The sequence below is a fragment of the Rhodopseudomonas sp. AAP120 genome, assembly GCF_001295845.1.
In the GTDB taxonomy this organism is placed as follows: Bacteria; Pseudomonadota; Alphaproteobacteria; order Rhizobiales; family Xanthobacteraceae; genus Rhodopseudomonas.
The window spans coordinates 45,229-67,454 of the sequence record NZ_LJIC01000158.1 but is presented as its reverse complement, the minus strand read 5'-3'; the positions used below and the strand labels follow the sequence as shown (position 1 = coordinate 67,454).

21 protein-coding genes are annotated in these 22,226 nt (G+C 67.1%); 5 read left to right on the top strand and 16 right to left on the bottom strand.

The genetic code is table 11. The features are described 5' to 3' along the window. Nucleotides 1-22: 22 nt before the first annotated feature. Together ptsP and IP86_RS22730 are read right to left on the bottom strand one after the other, a co-directional pair. Nucleotides 23-2,290, bottom strand: a complete 2,268-nt coding sequence (ptsP, locus tag IP86_RS22735) for a phosphoenolpyruvate--protein phosphotransferase (protein ID WP_054164708.1) — start codon at nucleotides 2,288-2,290, stop codon at nucleotides 23-25. Between the two features lie 300 nt (nucleotides 2,291-2,590). Beyond that, entirely contained in the window at nucleotides 2,591-3,844 is a 1,254-nt protein-coding gene (locus tag IP86_RS22730) for an aspartate kinase (protein WP_054164707.1), read from the bottom strand. A 189-nt stretch (nucleotides 3,845-4,033) separates the two neighbouring features. Here IP86_RS22730 and ubiG point away from each other — a divergent pair, with 189 nt between their 5' ends. Continuing rightward, the gene (ubiG, locus tag IP86_RS22725) at nucleotides 4,034-4,795 is read left to right on the top strand and encodes a bifunctional 2-polyprenyl-6-hydroxyphenol methylase/3-demethylubiquinol 3-O-methyltransferase UbiG (RefSeq protein ID WP_054164706.1); all 762 of its coding nucleotides are present in this window, start codon (nucleotides 4,034-4,036) and stop codon (nucleotides 4,793-4,795) included. A gap of 348 nt (nucleotides 4,796-5,143) precedes the next feature. Here the strand turns inward: ubiG and IP86_RS22720 are convergent, their stop codons facing one another. Continuing rightward, nucleotides 5,144-5,956, bottom strand: a complete 813-nt coding sequence (locus IP86_RS22720; protein ID WP_054164705.1) for an MBL fold metallo-hydrolase — start codon at nucleotides 5,954-5,956, stop codon at nucleotides 5,144-5,146. 154 nt (nucleotides 5,957-6,110) lie between these two features. Between IP86_RS22720 and IP86_RS22715 the strand changes: the two genes are divergently transcribed. Further along, a complete protein-coding gene (locus IP86_RS22715) occupies nucleotides 6,111-7,010 on the top strand; it encodes an EamA family transporter (protein WP_054164704.1) in 900 nt (299 codons plus the stop codon). Here IP86_RS22715 and IP86_RS22710 read toward each other — a convergent pair whose 3' ends face one another. From IP86_RS22710 to IP86_RS22690, 5 genes are all read right to left on the bottom strand, one after another. Beyond that, nucleotides 7,011-7,445, bottom strand: a complete 435-nt coding sequence (locus IP86_RS22710; RefSeq protein ID WP_054164703.1) for an EamA family transporter — start codon at nucleotides 7,443-7,445, stop codon at nucleotides 7,011-7,013. A gap of 201 nt (nucleotides 7,446-7,646) precedes the next feature. Continuing rightward, nucleotides 7,647-8,141: a DUF1178 family protein gene (locus tag IP86_RS22705; protein ID WP_054164702.1), complete on the bottom strand. Its 495-nt coding sequence runs from the start codon at nucleotides 8,139-8,141 to the stop codon at nucleotides 7,647-7,649. After that, nucleotides 8,138-9,016: a carbon-nitrogen hydrolase family protein gene (locus IP86_RS22700; protein WP_054164701.1), complete on the bottom strand. Its 879-nt coding sequence runs from the start codon at nucleotides 9,014-9,016 to the stop codon at nucleotides 8,138-8,140. Before IP86_RS22700 ends, IP86_RS22705 begins: the two co-directional genes overlap by 4 nt. Next, entirely contained in the window at nucleotides 9,013-9,288 is a 276-nt protein-coding gene (gene grxC / locus IP86_RS22695; RefSeq protein ID WP_054164700.1) for a glutaredoxin 3, read from the bottom strand. Before grxC ends, IP86_RS22700 begins: the two co-directional genes overlap by 4 nt. Before the next feature lie 50 nt (nucleotides 9,289-9,338). Next, entirely contained in the window at nucleotides 9,339-10,157 is an 819-nt protein-coding gene (locus IP86_RS22690; protein ID WP_054164699.1) for a ComF family protein, read from the bottom strand. 109 nt (nucleotides 10,158-10,266) lie between these two features. Here IP86_RS22690 and IP86_RS22685 point away from each other — a divergent pair, with 109 nt between their 5' ends. Next, nucleotides 10,267-10,569 carry a hypothetical protein gene (locus IP86_RS22685; RefSeq protein WP_054164698.1) on the top strand — a complete coding sequence of 101 codons (303 nt, stop codon included), beginning with the start codon at nucleotides 10,267-10,269 and terminating at the stop codon, nucleotides 10,567-10,569. 43 nt (nucleotides 10,570-10,612) lie between these two features. Continuing rightward, entirely contained in the window at nucleotides 10,613-11,446 is an 834-nt protein-coding gene (locus IP86_RS22680) for a methyltransferase domain-containing protein (protein ID WP_054164697.1), read from the top strand. Between the two features lie 170 nt (nucleotides 11,447-11,616). On the opposite strand, the gene mutT is transcribed toward IP86_RS22680, so the two are convergent. The 7 genes from mutT to IP86_RS22645 form a co-directional block, all read right to left on the bottom strand. Beyond that, complete coding sequence (mutT, locus tag IP86_RS22675) at nucleotides 11,617-12,018, bottom strand: 8-oxo-dGTP diphosphatase MutT (protein WP_054164696.1); 402 nt, start codon at nucleotides 12,016-12,018, stop codon at nucleotides 11,617-11,619. Between the two features lie 7 nt (nucleotides 12,019-12,025). After that, nucleotides 12,026-12,523: a hypothetical protein gene (locus IP86_RS22670; RefSeq protein ID WP_054164695.1), complete on the bottom strand. Its 498-nt coding sequence runs from the start codon at nucleotides 12,521-12,523 to the stop codon at nucleotides 12,026-12,028. Beyond that, the gene (gene argJ / locus IP86_RS22665; protein WP_054164694.1) at nucleotides 12,520-13,761 is read right to left on the bottom strand and encodes a bifunctional glutamate N-acetyltransferase/amino-acid acetyltransferase ArgJ; all 1,242 of its coding nucleotides are present in this window, start codon (nucleotides 13,759-13,761) and stop codon (nucleotides 12,520-12,522) included. Before argJ ends, IP86_RS22670 begins: the two co-directional genes overlap by 4 nt. Before the next feature lie 268 nt (nucleotides 13,762-14,029). Continuing rightward, nucleotides 14,030-14,539 carry an OsmC family protein gene (locus tag IP86_RS22660; protein ID WP_054164693.1) on the bottom strand — a complete coding sequence of 170 codons (510 nt, stop codon included), beginning with the start codon at nucleotides 14,537-14,539 and terminating at the stop codon, nucleotides 14,030-14,032. A 70-nt stretch (nucleotides 14,540-14,609) separates the two neighbouring features. Beyond that, the gene (locus tag IP86_RS22655) at nucleotides 14,610-15,395 is read right to left on the bottom strand and encodes an ABC transporter ATP-binding protein (protein WP_054164692.1); all 786 of its coding nucleotides are present in this window, start codon (nucleotides 15,393-15,395) and stop codon (nucleotides 14,610-14,612) included. Then, nucleotides 15,395-16,252, bottom strand: coding sequence for an ABC transporter permease (locus tag IP86_RS22650; protein WP_054164691.1), 858 nt, complete (start codon nucleotides 16,250-16,252; stop codon nucleotides 15,395-15,397). The genes IP86_RS22655 and IP86_RS22650 overlap by 1 nt, the downstream gene beginning before the upstream one ends. A 232-nt stretch (nucleotides 16,253-16,484) precedes the next feature. Next, on the bottom strand, nucleotides 16,485-17,459 hold the full coding sequence (locus IP86_RS22645; protein ID WP_054164690.1) for an aliphatic sulfonate ABC transporter substrate-binding protein: 975 nt from the start codon (nucleotides 17,457-17,459) through the stop codon (nucleotides 16,485-16,487). A 241-nt stretch (nucleotides 17,460-17,700) separates the two neighbouring features. On the opposite strand from IP86_RS22645, the gene IP86_RS22640 reads away from it, so the two are divergent. Further along, entirely contained in the window at nucleotides 17,701-20,499 is a 2,799-nt protein-coding gene (locus IP86_RS22640) for a [protein-PII] uridylyltransferase (RefSeq protein WP_054164689.1), read from the top strand. A gap of 7 nt (nucleotides 20,500-20,506) precedes the next feature. On the opposite strand, the gene IP86_RS22635 is transcribed toward IP86_RS22640, so the two are convergent. Next, nucleotides 20,507-22,123 (bottom strand): GAF domain-containing protein, encoded by a 1,617-nt coding sequence (locus tag IP86_RS22635; RefSeq protein ID WP_054164688.1) that lies wholly within the window; start codon nucleotides 22,121-22,123, stop codon nucleotides 20,507-20,509. Nucleotides 22,124-22,226: the final 103 nt, after the last annotated feature.

The following is a 22,226-nucleotide window of genomic DNA, read 5'->3' as shown; positions in this document are numbered from 1 at the left end:
CGGCGTCGTCACGACAGCATCGCTACAAGGGGAGCCGGTGCGCCTCGGCAAATTCCGCGAGCTTCTCGCGGATCGAGACACTGCCTGCCGGCTGATCGAGCAGCGGCGAAATCGCCGCCTCGGCCTTGGCGGCGTCGAGTTCGAGGATCATCGCCTTGACCGGTCCATGCGACAGCGCCGACACCGACAGCGAGCGATAACCGATCGCGATCAGCGCCAAGGCGGCGATCGGCTGCGACGCCATCTCGCCGCACAGTGACACCGAACGCTTCGCCGCCTTGGCCTTACGGACGATGTCGCGCAGCGCCCGCAGGATCGGCGCCGACAGCGTGTCGAATCGATCCGACACTTTGGAATTGCCGCGATCGACCGCGAACAGGAACTGGAACAGGTCGTTGGAGCCGACCGAGACGAAGTCGACCTTCTTGAGCAGTTCGTCGAGCTGATACAGCAGCGCCGGCACCTCGACCATGGTGCCGACATCGACCCGCTCCGGCAGCGTGTGGCCGTGCTGGCGCAGATAGGTCAGCTCGCGCTCGACAATCGACTTGGCGGCGTCGAACTCCGCGACTTCGGACACCATCGGGAACATGATGCGCAAATAGCGCCCACCGCCGGCGCGCAGCAGCGCGCGGATCTGGCTGCGCAGCAGGCCGGGGCGATCGAGTCCGAGTCGGATCGCCCGCCAGCCGAGCGCCGGATTCTCCTCGACCACGGTTTCCATATACGGCAGCGCCTTGTCGCCGCCGATGTCGAGGGTGCGGAACGTCACCGGCTTGCTGCCGGCAGCGTCGAGCACGGCGCGGTACAGCGCGAGCTGATCGCTCGACCGCGGCAGGCTCTGGCCGATCATGAACTGCAGTTCGGTGCGAAACAGGCCGATGCCCGACGAGCCGGTGTCCTCAATATGCGGCAGGTCGATCGCCAGGCCGGCGTTGATCATCAGGTCGACCGGCTGGCCGTCCTTGGTGACGCATGGCCGGTCGCGCAGCGCCGAATATTGCGCCTGCCGCCGCGCGCGGAAGCGCACCCGCTCGGCGTAGGCCGCCTCGATCTCGGACGACGGCCGCACGTAGATCGAGCCGGAGGTGGCGTCAACGATGATCGCGTCGCCCGGATCGGCGATGCCCGGCGCGTTCGGCACTTCGCCGACCGCGGCGATGCCGAGCGCCCGCGCCACGATGGCAACGTGCGAATTGGCGGTGCCTTCTTCGAGCACCAGGCCGCGCAGCCGCTTGCGATCGTAGTCGAGCAGCGCCGCCGGGCCCATCGAGCGCGCGATCAGGATGGCGTTCTCGGGCAGCTGCTCGCGCGACGGCGCGTGGTTCTGGCCGACCAGCTGGCGCATCAGCCGGTGGCCGAGGTCTTCCAGGTCATGCAGCCGCTCGCGCAAATACGGATCGGTCGAACGCAGCATCCGGGCGCGCGTATCGGACTGCACGCGCTCGACGGCGGCTTCGGCGGTGAGGCCGGTCGCGACCGCCTCGTGCAGCTTGTGCGACCAGCCGTGGTCGTTGGCGAACATCCGATAGGCTTCGAGCACGTCGCGATGCTCGCCGCCGTCCGCGACGTCGCCGCGCTCGAGCATGCGATCGAGGTCGGAGCGCAGATTGGCGAGCGCCGTATCGAGCCGCTTGATTTCCTTCGGCAGATCCTCGGCGATGTAGTTGGTGATCACCACGCGCGGCTCGTGCAGCACGACGTGGCCGAGCGCGATGCCGTCGGACAGCACCGCGCCGGTCTTGTGGATCGAATGCCGCGCCGCGGGCTCGGCGCCGGGCTGCGCCAGCGCCGAGAGTTCGCCCGAGGCGATCATCTCGGCGAGCACCATCGCGGTGGTCTGCAGCGCCTCGACTTCTTCCTCGACGTAGGTGCGCTTGGCGCGGTTCTGCACCACCAGCACGCCGAGCGTATTACCGGCGCGCAGGATCGGCACGCCGAGGAACGAGTGATAGATTTCTTCGCCGGTCTCCGGGCGGAACGAGAACGCCGGATGGCTTTGCGCGTCGGAGAGATTCAGCGGGGTCGCTTCGGAGGCGACGAGACCGACGAGGCCTTCATGAGCGCTGAGCACGGTTTGGTGCACAGCTTCGCGGTTGAGACCTTCGGTGGCGTAGAGTTCGAGCGTGTTGTCGACGCGCAGCACGTAGGTCGAGCACACCTCCGCCACCATGTTGGCGGCGATCAGCACGACGATCTTGTCCAGCCGTTCCTGCGCGGAGACTTGCTCCGCCATGGTTTCACGGAGCCGTCTCAGCAAGACGCGGGGGCCGCCCGACGTGCTCCGCATGTGCCGACATCTCCCCTGAAATGACCCACCGCCGCCGATAACGGCGCCGGCGACAATCCCTTTCGCCGCAAACGTGACCGGCAGCGAGTCCGCCGGTCTCGACGCGAGCCGGAGCAGGCCACTTCACGCCGCCCGATCCGACCTTCGCAACGCAACACAAACCGGCTCTTCAGCCGCCTCGCCGACGCCGCACGCCCTCAGGCCGTATAGCGAATTGAGGCTTGATTTGCCAAGCAAAACGCCTGCCATCGGCGGCCGCGCGTTGCGCCGCGCGCCGTCTTAAATCACTACAAAATTGTTCTAAACTTGATCCAATCCATACAACGTATGCAACGTCCGCACCGCGAGCTCCGTATAGGCCGCGTCGATCAGCACGGAGAACTTGATTTCCGAGGTCGTGATCGCCCGAATGTTGATGTTGCGGGCGGCGAGAGCAGCGAAAGCCTGGGCTGCGACGCCCGCATGGCTACGCATCCCCGAGCCGATCACCGAGACCTTGGCGACATCGGTCTCGCTGTCGAATCGGGCGTAGCCGATCTTGTCCTGCGCCGACGTGATGGTCTGCTTGGCGCGGGCGAAATCCGCCGCCGGGACCGTGAAGGTCAGGTCGGTGGTCTTGCCGTCTTCCGAGACGTTCTGGACGATCATGTCGACATTGATGTTGGCGTCCGCCAGCGGTCCGAAGATCGACGCCGCCACCCCCGGCTTGTCCTCGATCCGGCGGACCGAGATCTGGGCCTCGTCCTTCGAGAAGGCGATGCCGGTGACGACGTGGTTCTCCATGATTTTCTCCTCGCTGCAGATCAGCGTGCCCGGCGGCGTGCCGTGCGGATCGATGTCTTCGGGTTTGTCGAACGAGGACCGCACGAAGATCGGCACGTTGTAGACCATGCCGAGCTCGACCGAGCGGACCTGCAGCACCTTGGCGCCCTGCGAGGCCAGCTCCAGCATTTCCTCGAACGCCACCTTGTCGAGCCGCTTGGCCTTCGGCACCACCCGCGGATCGGTGGTGTAGACGCCGTCGACGTCGGTGTAGATATCGCAGCGGTCCGCCTTCAGCGCCGCCGCGATCGCCACCGCCGAGGTGTCGGAGCCGCCGCGGCCGAGCGTGGTGATGCGGCCGGTTTCAGGATTGATGCCCTGGAAGCCGGCCACCACCGCCACTTCCTTGCGGTCGCCGAACCGTTTGATGATCTCGCTGCCGTCGATATCGACGATGCGGGCCGACGCATGGGCGTCGCTGGTGCGGATCGGCAGCTGCCAGCCCTGCCAGGACCGTGCCTGGATACCCAGCGCCTGCAAGGCGATCGCCAGCAGGCCCGACGTCACCTGCTCGCCGGACGCCACCACCGCGTCGTATTCGCGGGCGTCGTGCATCGGCGAGGCTTCGGTGCACCAGGCGACCAGCTCGTTGGTCTTGCCGGCCATCGCCGACACCACCACGGCGACCTCATGGCCGGCGTCGACCTCGCGTTTGACATGGCGCGCGACGTTCTGGATGCGCTCGATATTGGCGACGGACGTGCCGCCGAATTTCATCACCAGCCGGCCCATGACGAATAGTGCAATCCCTGCAGACAACGAGTATGGATGGCGCGGAATCCGCCAGTCGGCAGCCGCGTGGCGCGTATACACAGCGGCGCGGTTTCGGGCAACAACCGAACGGCCCCGTGACGGAACCAGGGGCCAGCTTGAGGTGCCCGCGACGGCGCGAACACGAATCTGGGAGCACGGCGAACCGCCATGGCATTGCAAAACGAGACCTCCGGCGCGCCGGCGTCGACCGTCGACCCCGCCGAGATCGCCAAATTCTCCAAACTGTCGGCCGAATGGTGGGACCCGACCGGCAAGATGGCGCCGCTGCACCGGATCAATCCGCTGCGCATCAGCTTCATCCGCGACGCCGCTTGCCGGAAATTCGAACGCAACGCCAAGAGCCTGAGCTGCCTGTCCGGGCTGCGGATGCTGGATATCGGCTGCGGCGCCGGCCTGTTGTGCGAGCCGTTTACCCGGCTCGGCGCCCAGGTGATCGGCATCGACCCTTCGGCCACCAACATCGCGGCCGCCAAGCTGCACGCCGACAAGTCGCATCTGGCGATCGACTACCGCAACATCATGGTCGAGGAGATCGACCCGCGCGAGCGTTTCGACATCGTGCTGGCGATGGAGGTGATCGAGCACGTCACCGACGTCGGCGCCTTCCTGTCGCGCTGCGCCGCGCTGATGAAGCCGACCGGGATCATGGTGGTCGCCACCCTCAACCGCAACTGGAAGAGCTTCGCGCTGGCGATCGTCGGCGCCGAATATGTGATGCGCTGGCTGCCGCGCGGCACGCATCAGTGGGACAAGTTCGTCACCCCCGCCGAACTCGAGCAACATCTCAACGGCATGAAGCTGGTCGTCACCGAGCAATCCGGCATGACCTACAACCCGCTCGCCGACCGCTGGAAGCTCTCGCCCGACATGGACGTCAACTACATGGTGGTGGCCGAGACCGCTCCGTAGTCGTCCATCCTGCGGCGACGGATTGCGTGATTGCGAAAAGGATGGATGCGCGGGTCAAGCCCGCGCATGACGGGTCATTTTGAGGCGACGTCCTGCGTCAAATCTGCGTCCGAAGATTTTGGAGCAATGCCTGACCGCATCTCCCGCCGTCATTGCCGGGCTTGACCCGGCAATCCATCCTTCTTCGAAAAACCGACCGTCGGGACTCGGCAAGCGCCCTCTCCCCGTCATTGCGAGCGAAGCGAAGCAATCCAGCTTTGTGCACTGGGGTGGATTGCTTCGTCGCGGAGCCTGCGCTCGGACGGCGCGAAGCGCCGATCCGGGTGCTCCTCGCATTGACGCGCGAAACTATACGCCCCGCAAAATAATCACCGTCGGCGTACTCGGCAGCGTGTCGCGCGAAATGCGGAGCGCACTGTCGCTGCGCTGGTCGATCGCGAAGTTCTGCCCGATGCGGCGCATGAAGTCGTCGAGCGGGGTCATGAAGCGGTGCATCGGCAGCACCACCGAGGCGCGCAGCCGCTTGGTGATATCCGAGATTCCGGCGAGCGACATCGTGTAGCTGCCGTCGATCGGCACCATCAGGATGTCGATGCGGCCGATCGCGGCGAAGTGGCTCTCGTCGAGCGTGGTGTGCAGATGGCCGAGATGGGCGATGCACAGGCCGGCGACCTCGAAGATGAAGATCGAATTGCCGTCCTTGATCATGCCGCCCGAGCCATCGTCGAACATATAGCGGCGGATGTCGGTGGTGACGTTGCGGATCAGCACATCGCCGACCCGCTCGTAGATCTTCGCCGGCTGACCACCCTCGCCCCAGCCGTGTAGCACATGGGTGATCTTCGGATCGGGCGCGAGCGTATAGTGGGTCGAGTGCGCACGGTTCATGGTGACGACGTCCGGCGTGCGCCCGGTGTCGTAGGTGCCGCTGTAATCGGTCGCCACCATCACGCCAGCGGGGCTTTCGATCGTGTAGGTGGCATGGCCCCGATAGGTGATCAGCACCTGCTCGGCCGCCGCCGTGCGTCGCAGGCTGACCGGCATCACGCGCGGCCCCTGCGCCATCGCCAGACACTCGCTGCCGCGGAACCCGTCCGCGGCCTGCGCCGGCGCGGCAAACAGCGTGACCAAAGCAGCAAGGACGGCAAGGCAGCGCAGCATGGCGGTGTCGCTCCGTTCGAGGCGAGCGAAGTGTAGCGGTAAAATCCGCGAGCACCAGCGCGACCGGGGCGCGCAACGCTGGCATGAGCCCGCTCCAGTTGACCGCGGCGGGCGACGTCGCCACGGTGCCGCGCCCTCCAGCCCCGATCACCGCATGCTCACCCTCGCCTCGCTTTGGATTCCGTTCACGATCGTCGCCGCGCTCGGCCAAGTCGCGCGCAATGCGATGCAGCGCTCGCTGACCGGGCCGCTCGGCACCTGGGGCGCCACCAATATCCGCTTCCTGTTCGGCTTTCCGTTCTCGATCCTGTTCTTCGTGCTGGTGATCGCCGCGACCGGCGATCCCATCCCATGGCCGGGCGCAGCGTTCTGGCCGTGGCTGCTGCTCGGCGCGCTGTCGCAGATCCTCGCCACCGGGCTGATGCTGGCGGCGATGAACGAACGCTCCTTCGTGGTCACCACCGCGTATCTCAAGACAGAGGCAATCCAGACCGCGATCTTCGGCTTCGTGTTCCTCGGCGATCATCTCGATCTCTGGAAGGTCGTGGCGATCCTGATCGCCACCGTCGGCGTGGTGATCACCGCGCTGCGGCCCGGCAATGCCCGCAACCTCGCCAGCCTGCGGCCGACGCTGCTCGGTCTCGCCGCCGCCGCGGCCTTCGCGCTGTCGGCGGTCGGGTTTCGCGGCGCCATCATCGTGGTGCCGGGGGTCAGCTTCGTCACCGCGGCGAGCTTCACGCTGGTGTTCGGGCTCGGGGTGCAGACGCTGGTGCTGACGATCTATCTGCTGGCGCGGGCGCCGCAGGTGCTGCGCGACATCCTGCGGCTTTGGAAGCCATCGATGCTGGCCGGCTTCGTCGGCGCGTTCGCGTCGCAGTTCTGGTTCCTGGCCTTCGCGCTGACCGCCGCCGCCAACGTGCGGACGCTGGCGCTGGTCGAGGTGCTGTTCGCGCAGGCAGTGGCTTACTACTCGTTCAAGCAGCCGCTGTCGGCCCGCGAACTCGGCGGCACCGCGCTGATCGTGCTCGGCGTGGCGCTGCTGGTCGCCGCCTGATCACTTCACCACGATGATCACGGCGCCGGCGGCGATCAGTGCGATGCCGAGCCAGTGCAGCCCGCTCGGCCGCTCGCCAAGAAACGCGACCGCAAACAGCGCCACCAGCACCACGCTGAGCTTGTCGATCGGCGCCACTAAAGTCGCCGGCCCAAGCTTCAGCGCCCGGAAGTAGCACAGCCACGACGCCCCGGTGCACAGCCCGGACAGCACCAGAAACAGCCAAGTCTTAGGCGCGATCGGGCCGGCCGCAGCGAACTGTCCGGTCGCGAACAGGATCACGGCAAGTGACATCAGCACCACGATGGTGCGAATGAAGGTGGCGAGATCAGAGTTGATATCGGCGACGCCGACCTTGGCGAAGATCGCGGTGAGCGCCGCGAACACGGCGGAGAGCAGCGCCCAGAATGGCCAGGGCCAGACGGCTATGGACATCACACCACCTTCGTCGCTAAGCCACGCGATGATACAAAGAGTTCGTCATTCCGGGGCGCGAGCGCCAGCTCGCGAGCCCCGAATCCATATTCCGCAGCGTCAGCGGTGAGGACCAAGGCGGCGATCACTTCGTCGATATCGAGAGCGAAGGGGGTATGGATTCCGGGCTCGCGCTTCGCGCGCCCCGGAATGACAAACTCGTCAATTCCTATCGTCCGGCAACACGGGCAGCGGTGCGACCTCGATGCCTTCGTCGATCAGCGCCTTGGCTTCGGTCGGCGAGGCTTCGCCGTAGATCGGGCGGTGCTCGATGTCGCCGTAGTGCATCTTGCGGGCTTCCTCGGGGAAGCTGTCGCCGACATTGTCGGCGGTCTTGACGATGTGGTCGCGCAGCTCCTTGAGCTTGGCGCGCAGCTCGCGCTCCTGCGCCAGCAGCAGCGGGGTCGGCGAAGCCTCGCCGCTCTGCGCCGCCTCGGGCGCAGCGCTCGGCGCAGACGCCTCGACCGGCTCCGGCGCGCGGCCACGGCCCTTCTTGCCGACGATGCGCGGCGCCATGATGGCCTTCTCGACCTTGGTCGAGTCGCAGGCCGGGCAGTTCACCAGTTTGCGCCGGACCTGCGAGTCATAGGCCGAGGAGCTCTGAAACCAGCTCTCGAACTCGTGCCCGCTGTCGCAGCGCAGACTGTAGCGGATCATGGCTGGCTCCGGACCAGATGCAGATAGTCCGGGCCGGCCTTGGGATCGGCCAGCGTGAAGCGGCGGCCATGCTGCAACGACGGGATCTTGCCGCGCGCCTTGGTCACCTCGGCCGGATCGATCCGCGCCATGATGAAGCCCGGGTCGATGCCGCCTTCGGCCAGCACCTTGCCCCAGGGATCGATGATCAACGAATGACCAAAAGTCTCGCGCTTGTTCTCGTGCAACCCGCCCTGCGCGGCGGCGAACACGTAGCAGCCGTTCTCGATCGCGCGGGCGCGCAGCAACACGTGCCAATGCGCTTCGCCGGTCGGCTTGGTGAACGCCGCCGGCACCGAGATGAACGACGCGCCGGCTTCGGCGAGCGCACGGTACAGCGCCGGGAAGCGGACGTCGTAGCAGATCGTCAGCCCGATCCGGCCCCACGGCAGATCGGAGATCACCGCGGTCTCGCCCGGCTGATAGTTCGCCGACTCGCGATAGCTTTCGCCATTGCCGAGATCGATGTCGAACATGTGGATCTTGTCGTAGCTCGCCAGAATGCTGCCGTCCGGCGCAATCAGGAACGAGCGGTTGACGGCGCGATCCGGCGAGCCGAGCAGCGCCAGCGAACCGATATGCAGATGGATGTTCAGCTCACGCGCCAGCGCGCGATACGCCTTCAGCGAGGCGTCGCTGTCTTCGTCTGCGAGATTCTCGAACAGCTTCTCGCGATTGAGCTGCATCATGTTGCTCACCTCGGGGGTGAGCACGTAGTCGGCGCCGGCCGCCACCGCCTCGCGGATCAGCTTCGTGCCCTGCTCCAGGCTCGGCCCGGGCTCGAGGCCGGTGCGCATCTGCACCAGCGCGGCATTGAACGGCGCGGCTTCGGTCATGACGCGGCCGTCTCGCCGGCCAGCAGCGCGTCGAGCTTGCCCTCGCGGTCGAGCGCGTAGAGATCGTCACAGCCGCCCACATGAGTGCCGCCAATGAAGATCTGCGGATAGGTCGAGCCCGGATGGGTGCGCTCGTCCATCTGCTTGCGATACGCCGGATCGACCGCGACGTCGTACTCCGTGAACGCCGCCTTCTTGCGGTTCAGCAACGACTTGGCGGCGCTGCAATAACCGCAGCCGGGGCGCGTGAAGATCTCGATCGCAGCGGGCATCGCGGCTCCATGGTCGTGAGGAAAGGACGGCTTTCAAAGCAAGGTACGGATTATATGGGAGATTTCAGCATCTCCACAACCCGGGCAAAGACCAAGACGTCGACCGACCGGGCTTTGGCACGGAGCAGCGCCCGGGCGCAGGCATCGACCGTGGCGCCTGAGGTCAGCACATCGTCGACCAGCACCACCCGCCGGCCCTGGACCTCGGCTTTGCGGTCCGGCGGAACCTTGAAGGCGCCTTGCACATTCGCGGCGCGCTCCGAGCGCGTCAGACCGATCTGGTGCGCGGTCGGCCGCACCCGCCGCAGCGCCTCGATCGCCACCGGCACGCCCGTCTGCTTGCCGATCACCCGCGCCAGCGCGCCGGACTGGTTGTAGCGCCGCGAAAAGCTGCGCCGCCAATGCAGCGGCACCGGAACCAGCAGATCGGCGTCACGCAGCAACGGTTCGCCGGCATGCGCCATCCACCGTCCCATGGTCGGCGCCAGATCGGTGCGGTCGTGGAATTTCAACGCATGCACCAGCGTCTTGGCGATGTCGTCGTAGCGCACCGCGGCGCGGGCCCGCGCATAGGCCGGCGGATCGGCGATTGCCTGCATCGACAGGATGCCGGGGCCGGGGTCGTAGACGAACGGAATGCCGAGCTTGTCGCAATACGGCGGCGCGATGAACGACAGCTGCGACCAGCATTGCGCGCAAAGCCCCTCGCCCGCCACCGGCTCGCGGCAGGCCACGCACAGCGTCGGTAGCGCGACGTCGAGCGCCAGTCGGGTGGCGCGGGACCACACCCGGCGCACCGCGCCGAGCGCCCGGACAACGCCGCCGCTGTCCGCTCCGCCGTCCGAGGCCTGGATCGCATCCGCCCGCATGGCGAGAGGCTAGCGCCGCGCGTGCCGGCGTCAAGGATAAGAACCGGGTAGTGTCCGGCCGCCGAATGGCGCACAAGGAAGGCCCAGCCACGCCACTTGGGAGAGCGCAATGTCCAAACCAGACGACAAGACCAGCGACACGATCAACTACCTCGACAGGACGGATGCGCCACATGTGTATTTCGACATCGCGCCGGCGCACGGCGTGATGGCCAACAATGTCGAGATCGAACTGGCCGCGCGGACCCTGAACCCACTGCCGGACGGCAGCGTCGAGGTGAAATTCGTCACCACCGCGCGGCTACGTTGCAGCCAGGCCGGCGCGCTCCACTTGCGGAACGCGCTCGACGCCGTGCTGAAGATGTTCGAGGCCTCGCAGCAGAGCCCGGCCGCTGCCGGCAAGCTGAACTGAGGCGGCCATTGCCGATGGCCACACCAATCCCCAATTGCCGGCCATGACCGACGTCGCTCCGATCCTGTTCGACCGCCGCCTGCTCGCCGAACGGCAGGCCCGCGCCCGCACGTCCGGTCCCGAGAGCTTTTTGCTCGATCGCGTCGCCGAGGAGATGGACGACCGGCTGCACGCCGTGCTGCGCGACTTCAAAGTCGTGGCCGACGTCTGGACGCCCGGCGCGGCGCTGCCGCCGGGGCGCTTTCCTTCAATCCAGCATGTCGACCTCGATGTCTCCGGTGACGAGGCGCTTGGCCTCGCACCGGGATCGCTCGATCTGGTGGTGTCGGCGCTGGCGCTGCAATTCGCCAACGACCTGCCCGGCGTGCTGGCCCAGATCCGTCGTGCGCTGAAGCCCGATGGGCTGCTGCTGGCGGCGCTGACCGGTGGCGACACGCTGATGGAGCTGCGCGAGGCATTCGCCGCCGCCGAGGCCGAAATCGAAGGCGGGGTGTCGCCGCGCGTCGCGCCGGCGGCCGATCTGCGCGATATCGGCGCGCTGCTGCAACGCGCCGGCTTTGCGCTGCCGGTCACCGACGTCGACCGCGTCGTAGTGCGCTACGACCACGCCTTCGCGCTGATGCAGGACCTGCGCCGGATGGGCGCCACCAACGTGCTGATCGAACGCCGCAGGACCCCGCTGCGCCGCGCGACGCTGACCCGCATGGCGCAGATCTACGCCGAGCGCTTCAGCGACCCCGACGGCCGCATCCGCGCCACCTTCGAGATCATCTGGCTGTCCGGCTGGTCCCCGCACGAAAGCCAGCAGCAGCCACTGAAGCCGGGGTCCGCCAAGGCGAGCCTGGAGCAGGCGGTGAAGGGCCTGATGCCGAAGTAACTCCCCGTGTCCCGGACAAGGAGCGGCTCTTGCCGCTCCGCAGATCCGGGACCCCGGTTAACTGCCGCGCAACCGAGACCTCGTTTAACCGCCGCGCAAACCGGGACCCCGGATCTGCAGCGCACCACGCCGCAAGGGCGGCGCGCTGCGCAGCGTCCGGGGCACGGTCCTCACATCAACAATTCGATCAGCGGCGGGATCAGCGGGATATCCGCCGGCGGCATCGGGTAGTCGCGGAGTTTGTTGGCGCGGACCCAGGCCAGTTCCTGGCCTTCGCGCGGCATCACCTGGCCTTCCCAGCGCCGGCACACATACAGCGGCATCAGCAGATGGAAGTCCTCGTAAGCATGGCTGGCGAAGGTCAGCGGCGCCAGACAGGCTTCCTTGACGGTGATGCCGAGCTCTTCGTCGAGCTCGCGGATCAGCGCCGCCTCGGGGCGTTCGCCGGGATCGAGCTTGCCACCGGGAAACTCCCACAGCCCGCCGAGCTGCTTGTGCTTCGGCCGCTGCGCGATCAGCACGCGATTGTCGGCATCGATCAACGCGACGGCGACGACGAGGAGGAGGTTCATGGACGGCCTACGAGGTCAGGGCCACACAAGCCGGCATCGGGCCCGGTGACTGGCGCGGTTGCTCGACATCCGGTCGTCGCCCACCTTTGATCTTGGAGGTCGCGCGGACTTCGATCGTGAATTGATGCGGCTTGCTGATCCGCGGGGATTTTAGCGTATAGCGCAGCGTATCGCGGCCGGCGTAGCCGGGATCAGATCGGTACATCATCTGAACTCCGGGCATCGGCTGACCCAGGCACTTCGTACCCGAGCCAGCGAACAGGCGCGTCGGCCGGACCTCTCCCGTCAGCACGCACACCGCGCCGTGCTGCGGTGGTTCGTCGAGCAGGACATCGAACAAACCAACACTCCGGCAGGCCTTGTCGAAGCGAGCCCCAATGCCGATCATGGTTTCGGTATCGCTCGGCACGGTACGGCGCAGATACGCGGTCTCGGCCCGCGCGCCCGCCGCACCCGCCAGCACCGCCGCCGTGACGACGACGCCTGCAGCGACCGCCCAGTTCACGACCGGTAGTCGCCGTTGATCGCGACGTATTCCTTGGTCAGATCGCAGGTCAGCACGCGGTCGCGGCCCTTGCCGAGGCCGAGGGCGACCTTGATCTGGATCTCCGGCTTTTTCATCGCGGCCGAGACTTCCTTCTCGTCGTAGGACGGATCGCGCGCGCCGGCTTTGGCGACGCGGATGCCGTTGAACGAGATCGACAGTTTGTCACGATCCGCCGGCTCGCCGGCCTTGCCGACCGCCATCACCACGCGGCCCCAGTTGGCGTCCTCGCCGGCGATCGCGGTTTTCACCAGCGGCGAATTGGCGATCGACATCGCGATCTTGCGCGCCGAGGCCGGCGTGGTGGCGCCCTCGACGACGACTTCCACCAGCTTGCGGGCGCCCTCGCCGTCGCGCGCGACCTGTTCGGCGAGGTCGGCCAGCACCGCGTTGAACGCCTTGACGAAGGCCTTCAGCCGCGGATCGGAGGCGCGCGAAATCTTGGGCGCGCCGGCCTTGGCGGCAGCGCCGGTGGCGAACGCCAGCAGCGTGTCGGAGGTCGAAGTGTCGCCGTCGATGGTCACGGCATTGAACGTATCGGCGACGCCGGCCTTCAGCAGGGCCTGCAGGCAGGAGGCCGACAGCGGCGCGTCGGTGAAGATGAAGGACAGCATCGTCGCCATGTCGGGCGCGATCATGCCGGCGCCCTTGGCCATGCCGTTGATGGTGACCTTGGTGGTGCCGATCTTCACCGTCTTGGTCGCGACCTTGGGGAAGGTGTCGGTGGTCATGATCGCCTTGGCGGCGTCCATCCACTGACCCGGCTCGGCGCTCTCGGCGAGCTTGCCGAGCACGCCGTCGAACTTGGTCGCGTCGAGCGGTTCGCCGATCACGCCGGTCGAGGCGAGGAACACCTCGACGGTCTTGCAACCGATCGCCTTGGCGGCGATCGAGGCGGTCAGCGCGGTCGATTGCCGGCCGTTCTTGCCGGTGAAGGCGTTGGCGTTGCCGGAATTGACCACCAGCACGCGCGCGGTGCCGCCCTTCAGCTTGTCGCGGCACCATTCGACCGGCGCCGACGGGCACTTCGACTTGGTGAACACGCCGGCGACCGTCGTGCCGGGATCGAGCGCGACCAGCAGCACGTCGGTGCGGCCCTTGTAGCGGATGCCGGCCGCGGCAGTGCCGAGACGGACGCCGGCAAGCTCCGGCAGCGTGGGAACGTTGGTGGGCGCGAGCGGCGAAACGGAGCTGGACATCGGAGCGCTTTCGGCAGGTTCTAACGGAGCCCCGCGGCGCGGAGCCCCACCCCTGTCTCACAAGCGCATGGCATTGAGAAGAAAAAATCGGGCCAGGGTGACAGCACCACCGCGAGTCCTCCCCGCGCAGGCGGGGACCCATACCCCCTGGCTCCTCGACTGAACAAAGGCCTCAGCCGCCTTGCTCTTATCGAGAGGCTGCGGCGTATGGGTCCCCGCCTGCGCGGGGACGACGTGGGGATAGGGCTTTGCGCAAAGCGCTATGCCCTCACACCCGCTGCAGCGCGACCGAGACCTTCGGGCCGTTCTTGATGGTCTGGTACACCACGCAATAGCGCTCGGTGAGCTTGAGCAGCAAATCGAGCTTGTCCTGCGGCGCGTCGGTGCCGACTTCGAAGCGCAGCCGGATTTCGCGGAAGCCGACCGGGGTTTCCTTGTCGATGCCGAGCGTGCCGCGGAAGTCGAGATCGCCCTCGGCGATCACGTCGCCGCGCGACAGCGGCACCTCGATCGCGGTCGCGACGGACTTCAGCGTCACGCCCGCGCAGGCCACTAGCGCCTCGAGCAGCATGTCGCCCGAACATAGTTCGAGCCCGGAGCCGCCGGTCGCCGGATGCAGGCCGGCGCTCGCCAGCGCCCGGCCGGTTTCGACCTTGCAGGAGATGCCGTCCTGATCGACCGAGCCCTTGGCCTTCAGGGTGATCAGCGCGGCAGCCGGATCGGTCTTGTAGCGCTCCTTGTAGGGCGCCTGGGTGGCGCGCAGCGTGGCCGCATCCATCGTATCTCTCCCTCGGGTTCGGTCTGGCTGGATTTTCTGACTGGTATTTAGAAACAGACTGGCGGCGCTGTCACCACCACATCGCGTCGCCGACGTTCACTTTCGCAGCGCGGTCGGGCGGACCGCGATCGAGCGAGCGGTCGAGCGCTGTGTAGATGCGGTGCCGCAAGGTCTCGAACTGCGCGGCGTTGCGGTCGCGCGGCCGCGGCAGATCGACGGCGATCTCCTCGAACAGCCGCCCCGGCCGCGGCTGCATCACCAGCACCCGATCGGCCAGCACCACCGCCTCCTCGACGTCGTGCGTCACCAGGATCAAGGTCGGCCGCGTGTCGGCCCAGAGGTCGAGCAGATGGTCCTGCAGGTCGCGGCGGGTAAAGGCGTCGAGCGCCGAGAACGGCTCGTCGAGCAGCAGCACTTCCGGCTGCGGCACCAGCGCCCGCGCGATGGCGACGCGCTGCGCCTGCCCGCCGGACAATTCGCGCGGCCATGCTTTCGCCTTCTCGGCGAGGCCGACCCGTGCCAGCGCCGCCGCGACGCGCGGTTCGCGCTGCCGCCGCTTCACGCCGTCGAGACCGAATCCGATATTGTCCGCAACGCTGAGCCAGGGCAGCAGCCGCGGCTCCTGGAAGATGATGCCGATCTTGGGATGCGGCGCGGCGATCGGCTCGCCGTCGAGCGTGATCGTGCCGGCGCTGGCGCGGTCGAGCCCGGCGATCGCGCGCAGTAGCGTGGACTTGCCGCAGCCGGAGCCGCCGATGATGGCGATGATTTCGCCCAGCCGAATCTGCGCGGAGAACTGCGCCAGCGCGTGGACGCCGTTCGGGTAGGTCTTGTCGACGCCGTCGAGGACCAGCATCAGGCCTCTCCCTCGCGCGGGCCGAACGAATCCTGCCAACGCAGTAGCGGCGCGGTGGCAATCTCGATCAGCCAGTCGGTGGTCTTGCCGAGCAGCGCAAAGATCACGATGGCGGCGACGATCTGGGCCGGCTTGCCGAGCTGCTGGCCGTCGATCAGCAGGAAGCCGAGTCCCTCGGACGCGCCCATGAACTCGGCCGCCACCACGAACATCCAGCCGAGCCCGAGACCAACGCGCAGCGCCACCACGTAAGCCGGCAGCACCGCCGGCAGCAGGATGCGCCGGATCATCGCCGGCCCGGACAGCCGGAAGGTCCGACCGACCTCGACGATCTTGCGATCCACCGACCGGATCGCCCCCATCACCCCGAGATACACCGGGAAGAACACCCCGACGGCGATCAGCGCGACTTTCGAGGTTTCGAAAATGCCGAGCCACAGGATGAACAGCGGCACCCAGGCGATCGACGGAATCGCCCGCAGCGCCTGAACGGTCGGATCGAGCACCTGCCGCGCCAGCCCCCAATAGCCGGAGACGGCGCCGAGCAGCGTTCCGGCCAGCACGCCGAGCCCGAAGCCGGCGGCGACGCGGCCGACGGTGGCGACGATATGCCGGGTCAGCTCGCCGGTCTGCGCCAGCTCGATGATGGTGGCGATCACCTTCGACGGCGGTGGCACCAGCCGGCCGTTCGACCAGCCGAAATGCACGACTGCTTCCCAGCCCAGCGCGACCGTGAGCGGCAGCAACAGCCCCAGCACCGGCCCCCGCCAGCGCGGCGCACGGCGGGGCCACCGCGCCGCAGCCGGTTCGATCGCATCAGAGCGCTGCAGCGCCGGGGTTTCGAGCGTCATGGCCATCGTGAGAAGCGGTTCTCGGAAGCAATTGCAAGTCGTGACTACCCTCCCCGGCGCCCCTTCACCCTCCCCTGGAGGGGGAGGGTCGGCGCGCAGACCGCGGAGTGGGATGCGCGACGGGGTGGGGTGGCGAAGAGTTCATCCGCCGTGCCGCGGCTCACCCCACCCCGCTCGCTGCGCGAGCGACCGTCCCCCTCCAGGGGAGGGTGAGAGAGCCTCTGCCGAGACGGCCCGCTCAGTTCGTCGGCAGCGGCACCTGGTCGTCGATCAGTTGATCCAGCGTCGCCTTGACGTCGACCGACGATGCGATCACGCCGGCCTGCTGCAAGGCAAGACCTGCGGCGAGGATGGAATCGCGCTGCGGCGCACCGATGCGGCTGTGAGTCAGCTCGGTGCGCTCTTTGAGCTGCTTGTCGACCACCGCGTCCGGCAGCTTGGTGACACCGATGAACGCCTTCTTGACCTCGTCGTAGTTGGCCACCGAGTACTTGCGAGCCTCCTCGTAGACCGCCAGCACGCGGCGGACGAGATCGGGATGATCCTTCAGGAACTGCTCGCGCACATTGAGGATGCCCCAGGTGTTGGCCTCGGGCTTGCGATAGAACAGCCGCGCGCCCTCCTCGACTTCCGCCTGCGCCATCATCGGGTCGAGCCCGGCCCAGGCGTCGACGTCGCCGCGCAGCAGCGCCGTCTTGCCGTCGGCATGCTGCAGCAACACCGGCGTGATGTCGTCCTGCTTCAGCCCGGCATCGAGCAGCGCCCGCACCAGGAAGATGTGCGGATCGGTGCCGCGCGTGACCGCGACGCGCTTGCCCTTGAGGTCGGCGACCGAATTGATCTTGGAATCCTTGGTGGTGACCAGAGCGGTCCATTCCGGCCGCGAATAGACGTAGATCGACTTGATCGGATTGCCGTTGATCTTCGCCACCAGCGCCGCCGAGCCGGCGGTCGAGCCGAAATCGATCGAGCCGGCATTGAGGAATTCGAGCGCCTTGTTGGAGCCGGCCGACTGCACCCAGACGATGGAGATGCCGTCCTTGGCGAACTCCTTCTCCAGCAGGTCCTTCTGCTTGAGCACGATGGACACCGGATTGTAGGTGGCCCAGTCGATCCTGATTTCCTTCGGCTTGTCGGCCGCGAAGGCCGCAGCCGGCACCAGCGCGGCCGCCGCAATCAGCGCCGCCATGGCGCGTCGTGTGATGTTGGACATCGAACCCCTCTCCCCTGGTAAACTCACGTGCACCGGCCCGTGACCGGCGCGGCCTTGCTGACCGTCTGAATTCGTATATCTTTTCAGTTAGTTAGGATGTACCGTCAACCAGAATGAAGTTCTCGATTCGGCACCCAGGCAGGAACAGCTTTACCCGTCAGCGGTAAAATTCAGCATGGTCTTGCTGTCCGCCGAACTTGCTCCGTGACAGCGTCCGCGCCGTCCGATATCCGGGGTCCTCATGGACAAAGTCGCGACACCTTCGAAGCCGGCCGCCGACGAGCGGTTCGATACCCCGCGGATCTCGGCCGCGATCGCCGGACTGGCCGAGCAGCACGCCGGCAACGACCAGGCTTTCCGCAACGCCCTCGCCCAGCTGATGAAGGCCGAACTGGCGACCGCGCGCGCCGAGGCCGAAGCGCAGCTGCTGCGCGACCGTCATGGCCGGCGCTGTGCCGAGCGGCTGTGCTACGTCCAGGACGAGATCATCCGCCTGCTGTTCATGGCGGCGACCAAGTATCTGTACAACTCGCCGACGCCGTCGAGCTCGGAGCGGATGTCGGTGGTGGCGACCGGCGGCTATGGCCGCGGCCTGATGGCGCCGGAGAGCGACATCGATCTGTTGTTCATCCTGCCCTACAAGCAGACCGCCTGGGGCGAGCAGGTCGCCGAAGTGGTGCTGTACTCGCTGTGGGACATCGGCCTGAAGGTCGGTCACGCCACCCGCTCGGTCGACGAATGCATCCGCCAGGCGCGCGCCGACATGACGATCCGCACCGCGATCCTGGAGACGCGGTTTCTCGCCGGCGACCAGGCGCTGTACGACGATCTCGTCGCGCGGTTCGACAAGGAAGTGGTGGAAGGCACCGCGGCCGAATTCGTCACCGCCAAGCTCGCCGAGCGCGAGGAACGGCATCGCCGCTCCGGCCAGTCGCGCTATCTGGTCGAGCCCAACGTCAAGGACGGCAAGGGCGGCCTGCGCGATCTGCACACGCTGTTCTGGATAGCCAAATACGTTTATCGCGTGCGCGAGACCAGCGAGCTGTTGGCGCGCGGCGTGTTCGACCCGGTCGAATTCCGCACCTTCCGCCGCTGCGAGGATTTCCTCTGGTCGGTGCGCTGCAATCTGCACTTCCTGACGCGGCGGCCCGAAGAGCGGCTGTCGTTCGACCTGCAGCGCGAGATGGGCGTGCGGCTCGGCTACACTTCGCATCCCGGCATGCAGGACGTCGAGCGCTTCATGAAGCACTACTTCCTGATCGCCAAGGAAGTCGGCAACCTCACCGCGATCCTGTGCGCCAAGCTCGAGGACCAGCAGGCCAAGCCGGCGCCGGCCCTGACCCGGATGATGGCACGGCTGCGGCCGGGCACGACGCGCCGCCGCGTGCCGGAATCCGACGACTTCGTCATCGACAACAACCGCATCAATTGCGCGACCCCGGACGTGTTCAAGCGCGATCCGGTCAATCTGATCCGGATCTTCCGGCTGGCGCAGAAGAACAGCCTCGCCTTCCACCCGGACGCGATGCGCACGGTGACCCGGTCGCTGGCGCTGATCAACGCGCAGCTGCGCGACAATCCCGAAGCCAACGCGCTGTTCGTCGAAATCCTGACCTCGGACAATTCCGAGCAGGTGCTGCGGCGGATGAACGAAACCGGCGTGCTCGGCCGCTTCATCCGCGCCTTCGGCCGCATCGTCTCGATGATGCAGTTCAACATGTATCACAGCTACACGGTGGACGAGCACCTGCTGCGCTGTGTCGGCAATTTGCAGGAGATCGAGCGCGGCGGAAACGACGAGTTCGCGCTGTCGTCCGAACTGATCCGCAAGATCCGTCCCGACCATCGCGCGGCGCTGTACGTCGCGGTGCTGCTACACGACATCGCCAAGGGCCAGCCGGAAGATCATTCGGTGGCGGGCGCCAAGGTGGCGCGGCGGCTGTGCCCGCGGCTCGGCTTCAACGCCGCCGACACCGAGCTGATCGCCTGGCTGATCGACAAGCATCTGGTGATGTCCACCGTGGCGCAGTCGCGCGATCTGTCGGACCGCAAGACCATCGAGAACTTCGCCGCCGTGGTCGAGTCGGTCGAGCAGATGAAGCTGCTGACCATCCTCACCACCGCCGACATCCGCGGCGTCGGTCCCGGCGTCTGGAACGGCTGGAAGGCGCAGCTGATCCGCACGCTGTACTACGAAACCGAGCCGGTGCTGACCGGCGGCTTCTCCGAGGTCAATCGCGCCGAACGTATTCGCGCCGCGCAGGCCGAGTTCCGCGCCGCCTTCACCGAATGGCCGGAAGACGACCTCAACAGCTACATCGCCCGGCACTACCCGGCGTATTGGCTCAAGGTCGAACTGCCGCGCAAGATCCGCCACGCCCGCTTCCTGCGCGCCTCCGAACAGGCCGGCCACAAGCTGGCGATCAATGTCGGCTTCGACGAAGCGCGCGGCGTCACCGAGCTGACGATTCTGGCGGTCGACCATCCCTGGCTGCTGTCGGTGATCGCCGGCGCCTGCGCGTCGGCCGGCGCCAACATCGTCGACGCACAGATCTACACCACGACCGACGGCCGCGCGCTCGACACCATCTCGATCAGCCGCGAATACGACCGCGACGAGGACGAGGGACGGAGAGCCACCCGGATCGGCGAGATGATCGAGGAAGTGCTCGAGGGCAAGTTGCGGCTGCCCGAAGCGGTGGCGCGCCGCGCCATCAGCGGCAAGACCAAGCTGCGCGCCTTCGTGGTCGAGCCGGAAGTGTCGATCAACAACAACTGGTCGGACCGCTACACGGTGATCGAAGTCTCGGGCCTCGACCGGCCGGGCCTGCTCTATCAGCTCACCACGGCGATCTCGAAGCTCAACCTCAACATCGCCTCGGCCCACGTCGCCACCTTCGGCGAGCGCGCCCGCGACGTGTTTTACGTCACCGATCTGTTGGGTGCCCAGATCACCGCGCCGACCCGGCAGGCCGCGATCAAGCGGGCCCTGGTCCACCTGCTCGCCAACAGCGACGCGGAGCAGAAGCCGGCGGCGTAACCGCGCTCTAGCTCTGCAGCTCCGCGAGGCTTGCGGCGAAGTCCGCTTCGACGCCGGACGCATGATAGTGCAGGCGCGCATCGCCTGTGCCCGTCAGCCCCATCTTCAGCAGCCGCGATCCGAACCCCTGGCGGGTCGGCGGGGGCACCGCCGGGCCGCCGGATTCGCGCCAGCGCAGCCGGAACACGTCGTCGCCGCTGCCCCGCTCGATCGCCCAGGCGATCTCAACGCGTCCGCCGTCGTTCGACAGCGCGCCGTATTTCACCGCATTGGTGGTCAGCTCGTGCAGCAGCAGCGCCAGCGACAGCGCCGAGCGCGAGCCCAGCGTGACCTTGTCGCCCGCCACGTCGAACCGGCCGACATCGTCGAAGATGCAGATCGCGGTTTCGACGATGCTGCGCACTTGTGCCGACTGCCAGTCCTGCTGCAGCAGCACGTCGTGCGCCATGCTCAAAGCGAGCAGCCGATCCGAGAAGGCCTGGACCGGCGCCTTGTCGGGCACGTTCTTCAGCGTCTGCGACGCCACCGCCTGCACCAGCGCCATGGTGTTCTTCATGCGGTGGCTGAGTTCGTGGTTGAGCAGCCGCTGCTGCGCCTCGGCGCGCAGCCGGGCAACGCCCATCTCGATGCGGTCGGCGATGTTGCGCAGATAGGTCAACGTCTCCGACGGCCAGTTGCGCGGCTCGCTGGTGTGGACGATCAGCATCGCCACGGTGCGGCCGTGATCGATCACCGGGACGTTGACCAGCGAGCGGATACTGAGCCGGCGCAACGGCTCGGTGTAGTCCGCGGTGGCCGGATCGGTGGTGACGTCGGGGATCACCAGCATCTCGCCGCGCAGGACGCCGTCCAGCAGCTGATTGCCGTACTCGGCGATACGGTGACGCCCCGCGGCGGACTGCACGCCCTCGGCGGTCCAGTCCGGCTCGATGTCGACGTATTGGGCGGTTTCATCGAACCGGCCGAACGCCGCGCGTCCAACCCCGAGGGTCTGTCCGATCACCGCCGTCGCGGCGCGGGTGATGTCGGCGACGCTCGTGGCGTCGCGCAGCCGGTCGCCGATCTCGAGCAGGCCATTGCGGCGGATCTCGGCGTCCTTCTGTTCGATCAGCAGGCCATCGCGCTGCGCCACGGCGCGCCGCAGTTCCAGCTGCGCCACCACCTGCCGGCCGAGAATGCGCAGCGCGCTCGCCTGGGCGGACGAAAGTCCCTGCGGCCGCGGCTTGATGTCGATCGCGCACAAGCTGCCCAGGACATGCCCGTCCGCCGTCCGCAGCGGCGCGCCCGCATAGAAGCGGATGAACGGCTCGCCGGTGACCAGCGGATTGTGCCGGGTACGCTCATCGACCGAGAGATCCGGCACCACCAGCAGATCCGGTTCGATCAGCGCATGCGCACACACCGAACTGTTCAGGTCGGTCTGGCATTCGGCGAAACCGATCCGCGCCTTGAACCACTGGCGGTCGTGCGACACCAGACTGACCAGCGCGACCGGCGTCTCGCAGATCAGCGTGGTCAGTTCGACGATGTCGTCGAAACCCTGCTCGGGTGGCGTATCGAGAATGGCGAAGCTCGCAAGCGCCGCCAGCCTGTCGCGATCGTGCGTATAGTCAGGGGGATCCAACGGAACTCCAGGCGCGCTGCGGCTCGGGTCGTAGGGCTGCTCGTGCTGATCCGCAACCACCATCAAGGCCGTTACCACGAGCCGCAGGCCGAGGCCAAGTCAC

Bases quoted from the DNA above. Each gene is read 5' to 3' on its own strand.
- ptsP (WP_054164708.1), bottom strand. From the start codon at position 2,290: ATGCGGAGCACGTCGGGCGGCCCCCGCGTCTTGCTGAGACGGCTCCGT.
- IP86_RS22730 (WP_054164707.1), bottom strand. From the start codon at position 3,844: ATGGGCCGGCTGGTGATGAAATTCGGCGGCACGTCCGTCGCCAATATC.
- ubiG (WP_054164706.1), top strand. From the start codon at position 4,034: ATGGCATTGCAAAACGAGACCTCCGGCGCGCCGGCGTCGACCGTCGAC.
- IP86_RS22720 (WP_054164705.1), bottom strand. From the start codon at position 5,956: ATGCTGCGCTGCCTTGCCGTCCTTGCTGCTTTGGTCACGCTGTTTGCC.
- IP86_RS22715 (WP_054164704.1), top strand. From the start codon at position 6,111: ATGCTCACCCTCGCCTCGCTTTGGATTCCGTTCACGATCGTCGCCGCG.
- IP86_RS22710 (WP_054164703.1), bottom strand. From the start codon at position 7,445: ATGTCCATAGCCGTCTGGCCCTGGCCATTCTGGGCGCTGCTCTCCGCC.
- IP86_RS22705 (WP_054164702.1), bottom strand. From the start codon at position 8,141: ATGATCCGCTACAGTCTGCGCTGCGACAGCGGGCACGAGTTCGAGAGC.
- IP86_RS22700 (WP_054164701.1), bottom strand. From the start codon at position 9,016: ATGACCGAAGCCGCGCCGTTCAATGCCGCGCTGGTGCAGATGCGCACC.
- grxC (WP_054164700.1), bottom strand. From the start codon at position 9,288: ATGCCCGCTGCGATCGAGATCTTCACGCGCCCCGGCTGCGGTTATTGC.
- IP86_RS22690 (WP_054164699.1), bottom strand. From the start codon at position 10,157: ATGCGGGCGGATGCGATCCAGGCCTCGGACGGCGGAGCGGACAGCGGC.
- IP86_RS22685 (WP_054164698.1), top strand. From the start codon at position 10,267: ATGTCCAAACCAGACGACAAGACCAGCGACACGATCAACTACCTCGAC.
- IP86_RS22680 (WP_054164697.1), top strand. From the start codon at position 10,613: ATGACCGACGTCGCTCCGATCCTGTTCGACCGCCGCCTGCTCGCCGAA.
- mutT (WP_054164696.1), bottom strand. From the start codon at position 12,018: ATGAACCTCCTCCTCGTCGTCGCCGTCGCGTTGATCGATGCCGACAAT.
- argJ (WP_054164694.1), bottom strand. From the start codon at position 13,761: ATGTCCAGCTCCGTTTCGCCGCTCGCGCCCACCAACGTTCCCACGCTG.
- IP86_RS22660 (WP_054164693.1), bottom strand. From the start codon at position 14,539: ATGGATGCGGCCACGCTGCGCGCCACCCAGGCGCCCTACAAGGAGCGC.
- IP86_RS22655 (WP_054164692.1), bottom strand. From the start codon at position 15,395: ATGCTGGTCCTCGACGGCGTCGACAAGACCTACCCGAACGGCGTCCAC.
- IP86_RS22650 (WP_054164691.1), bottom strand. From the start codon at position 16,252: ATGGCCATGACGCTCGAAACCCCGGCGCTGCAGCGCTCTGATGCGATC.
- IP86_RS22645 (WP_054164690.1), bottom strand. From the start codon at position 17,459: ATGTCCAACATCACACGACGCGCCATGGCGGCGCTGATTGCGGCGGCC.
- IP86_RS22640 (WP_054164689.1), top strand. From the start codon at position 17,701: ATGGACAAAGTCGCGACACCTTCGAAGCCGGCCGCCGACGAGCGGTTC.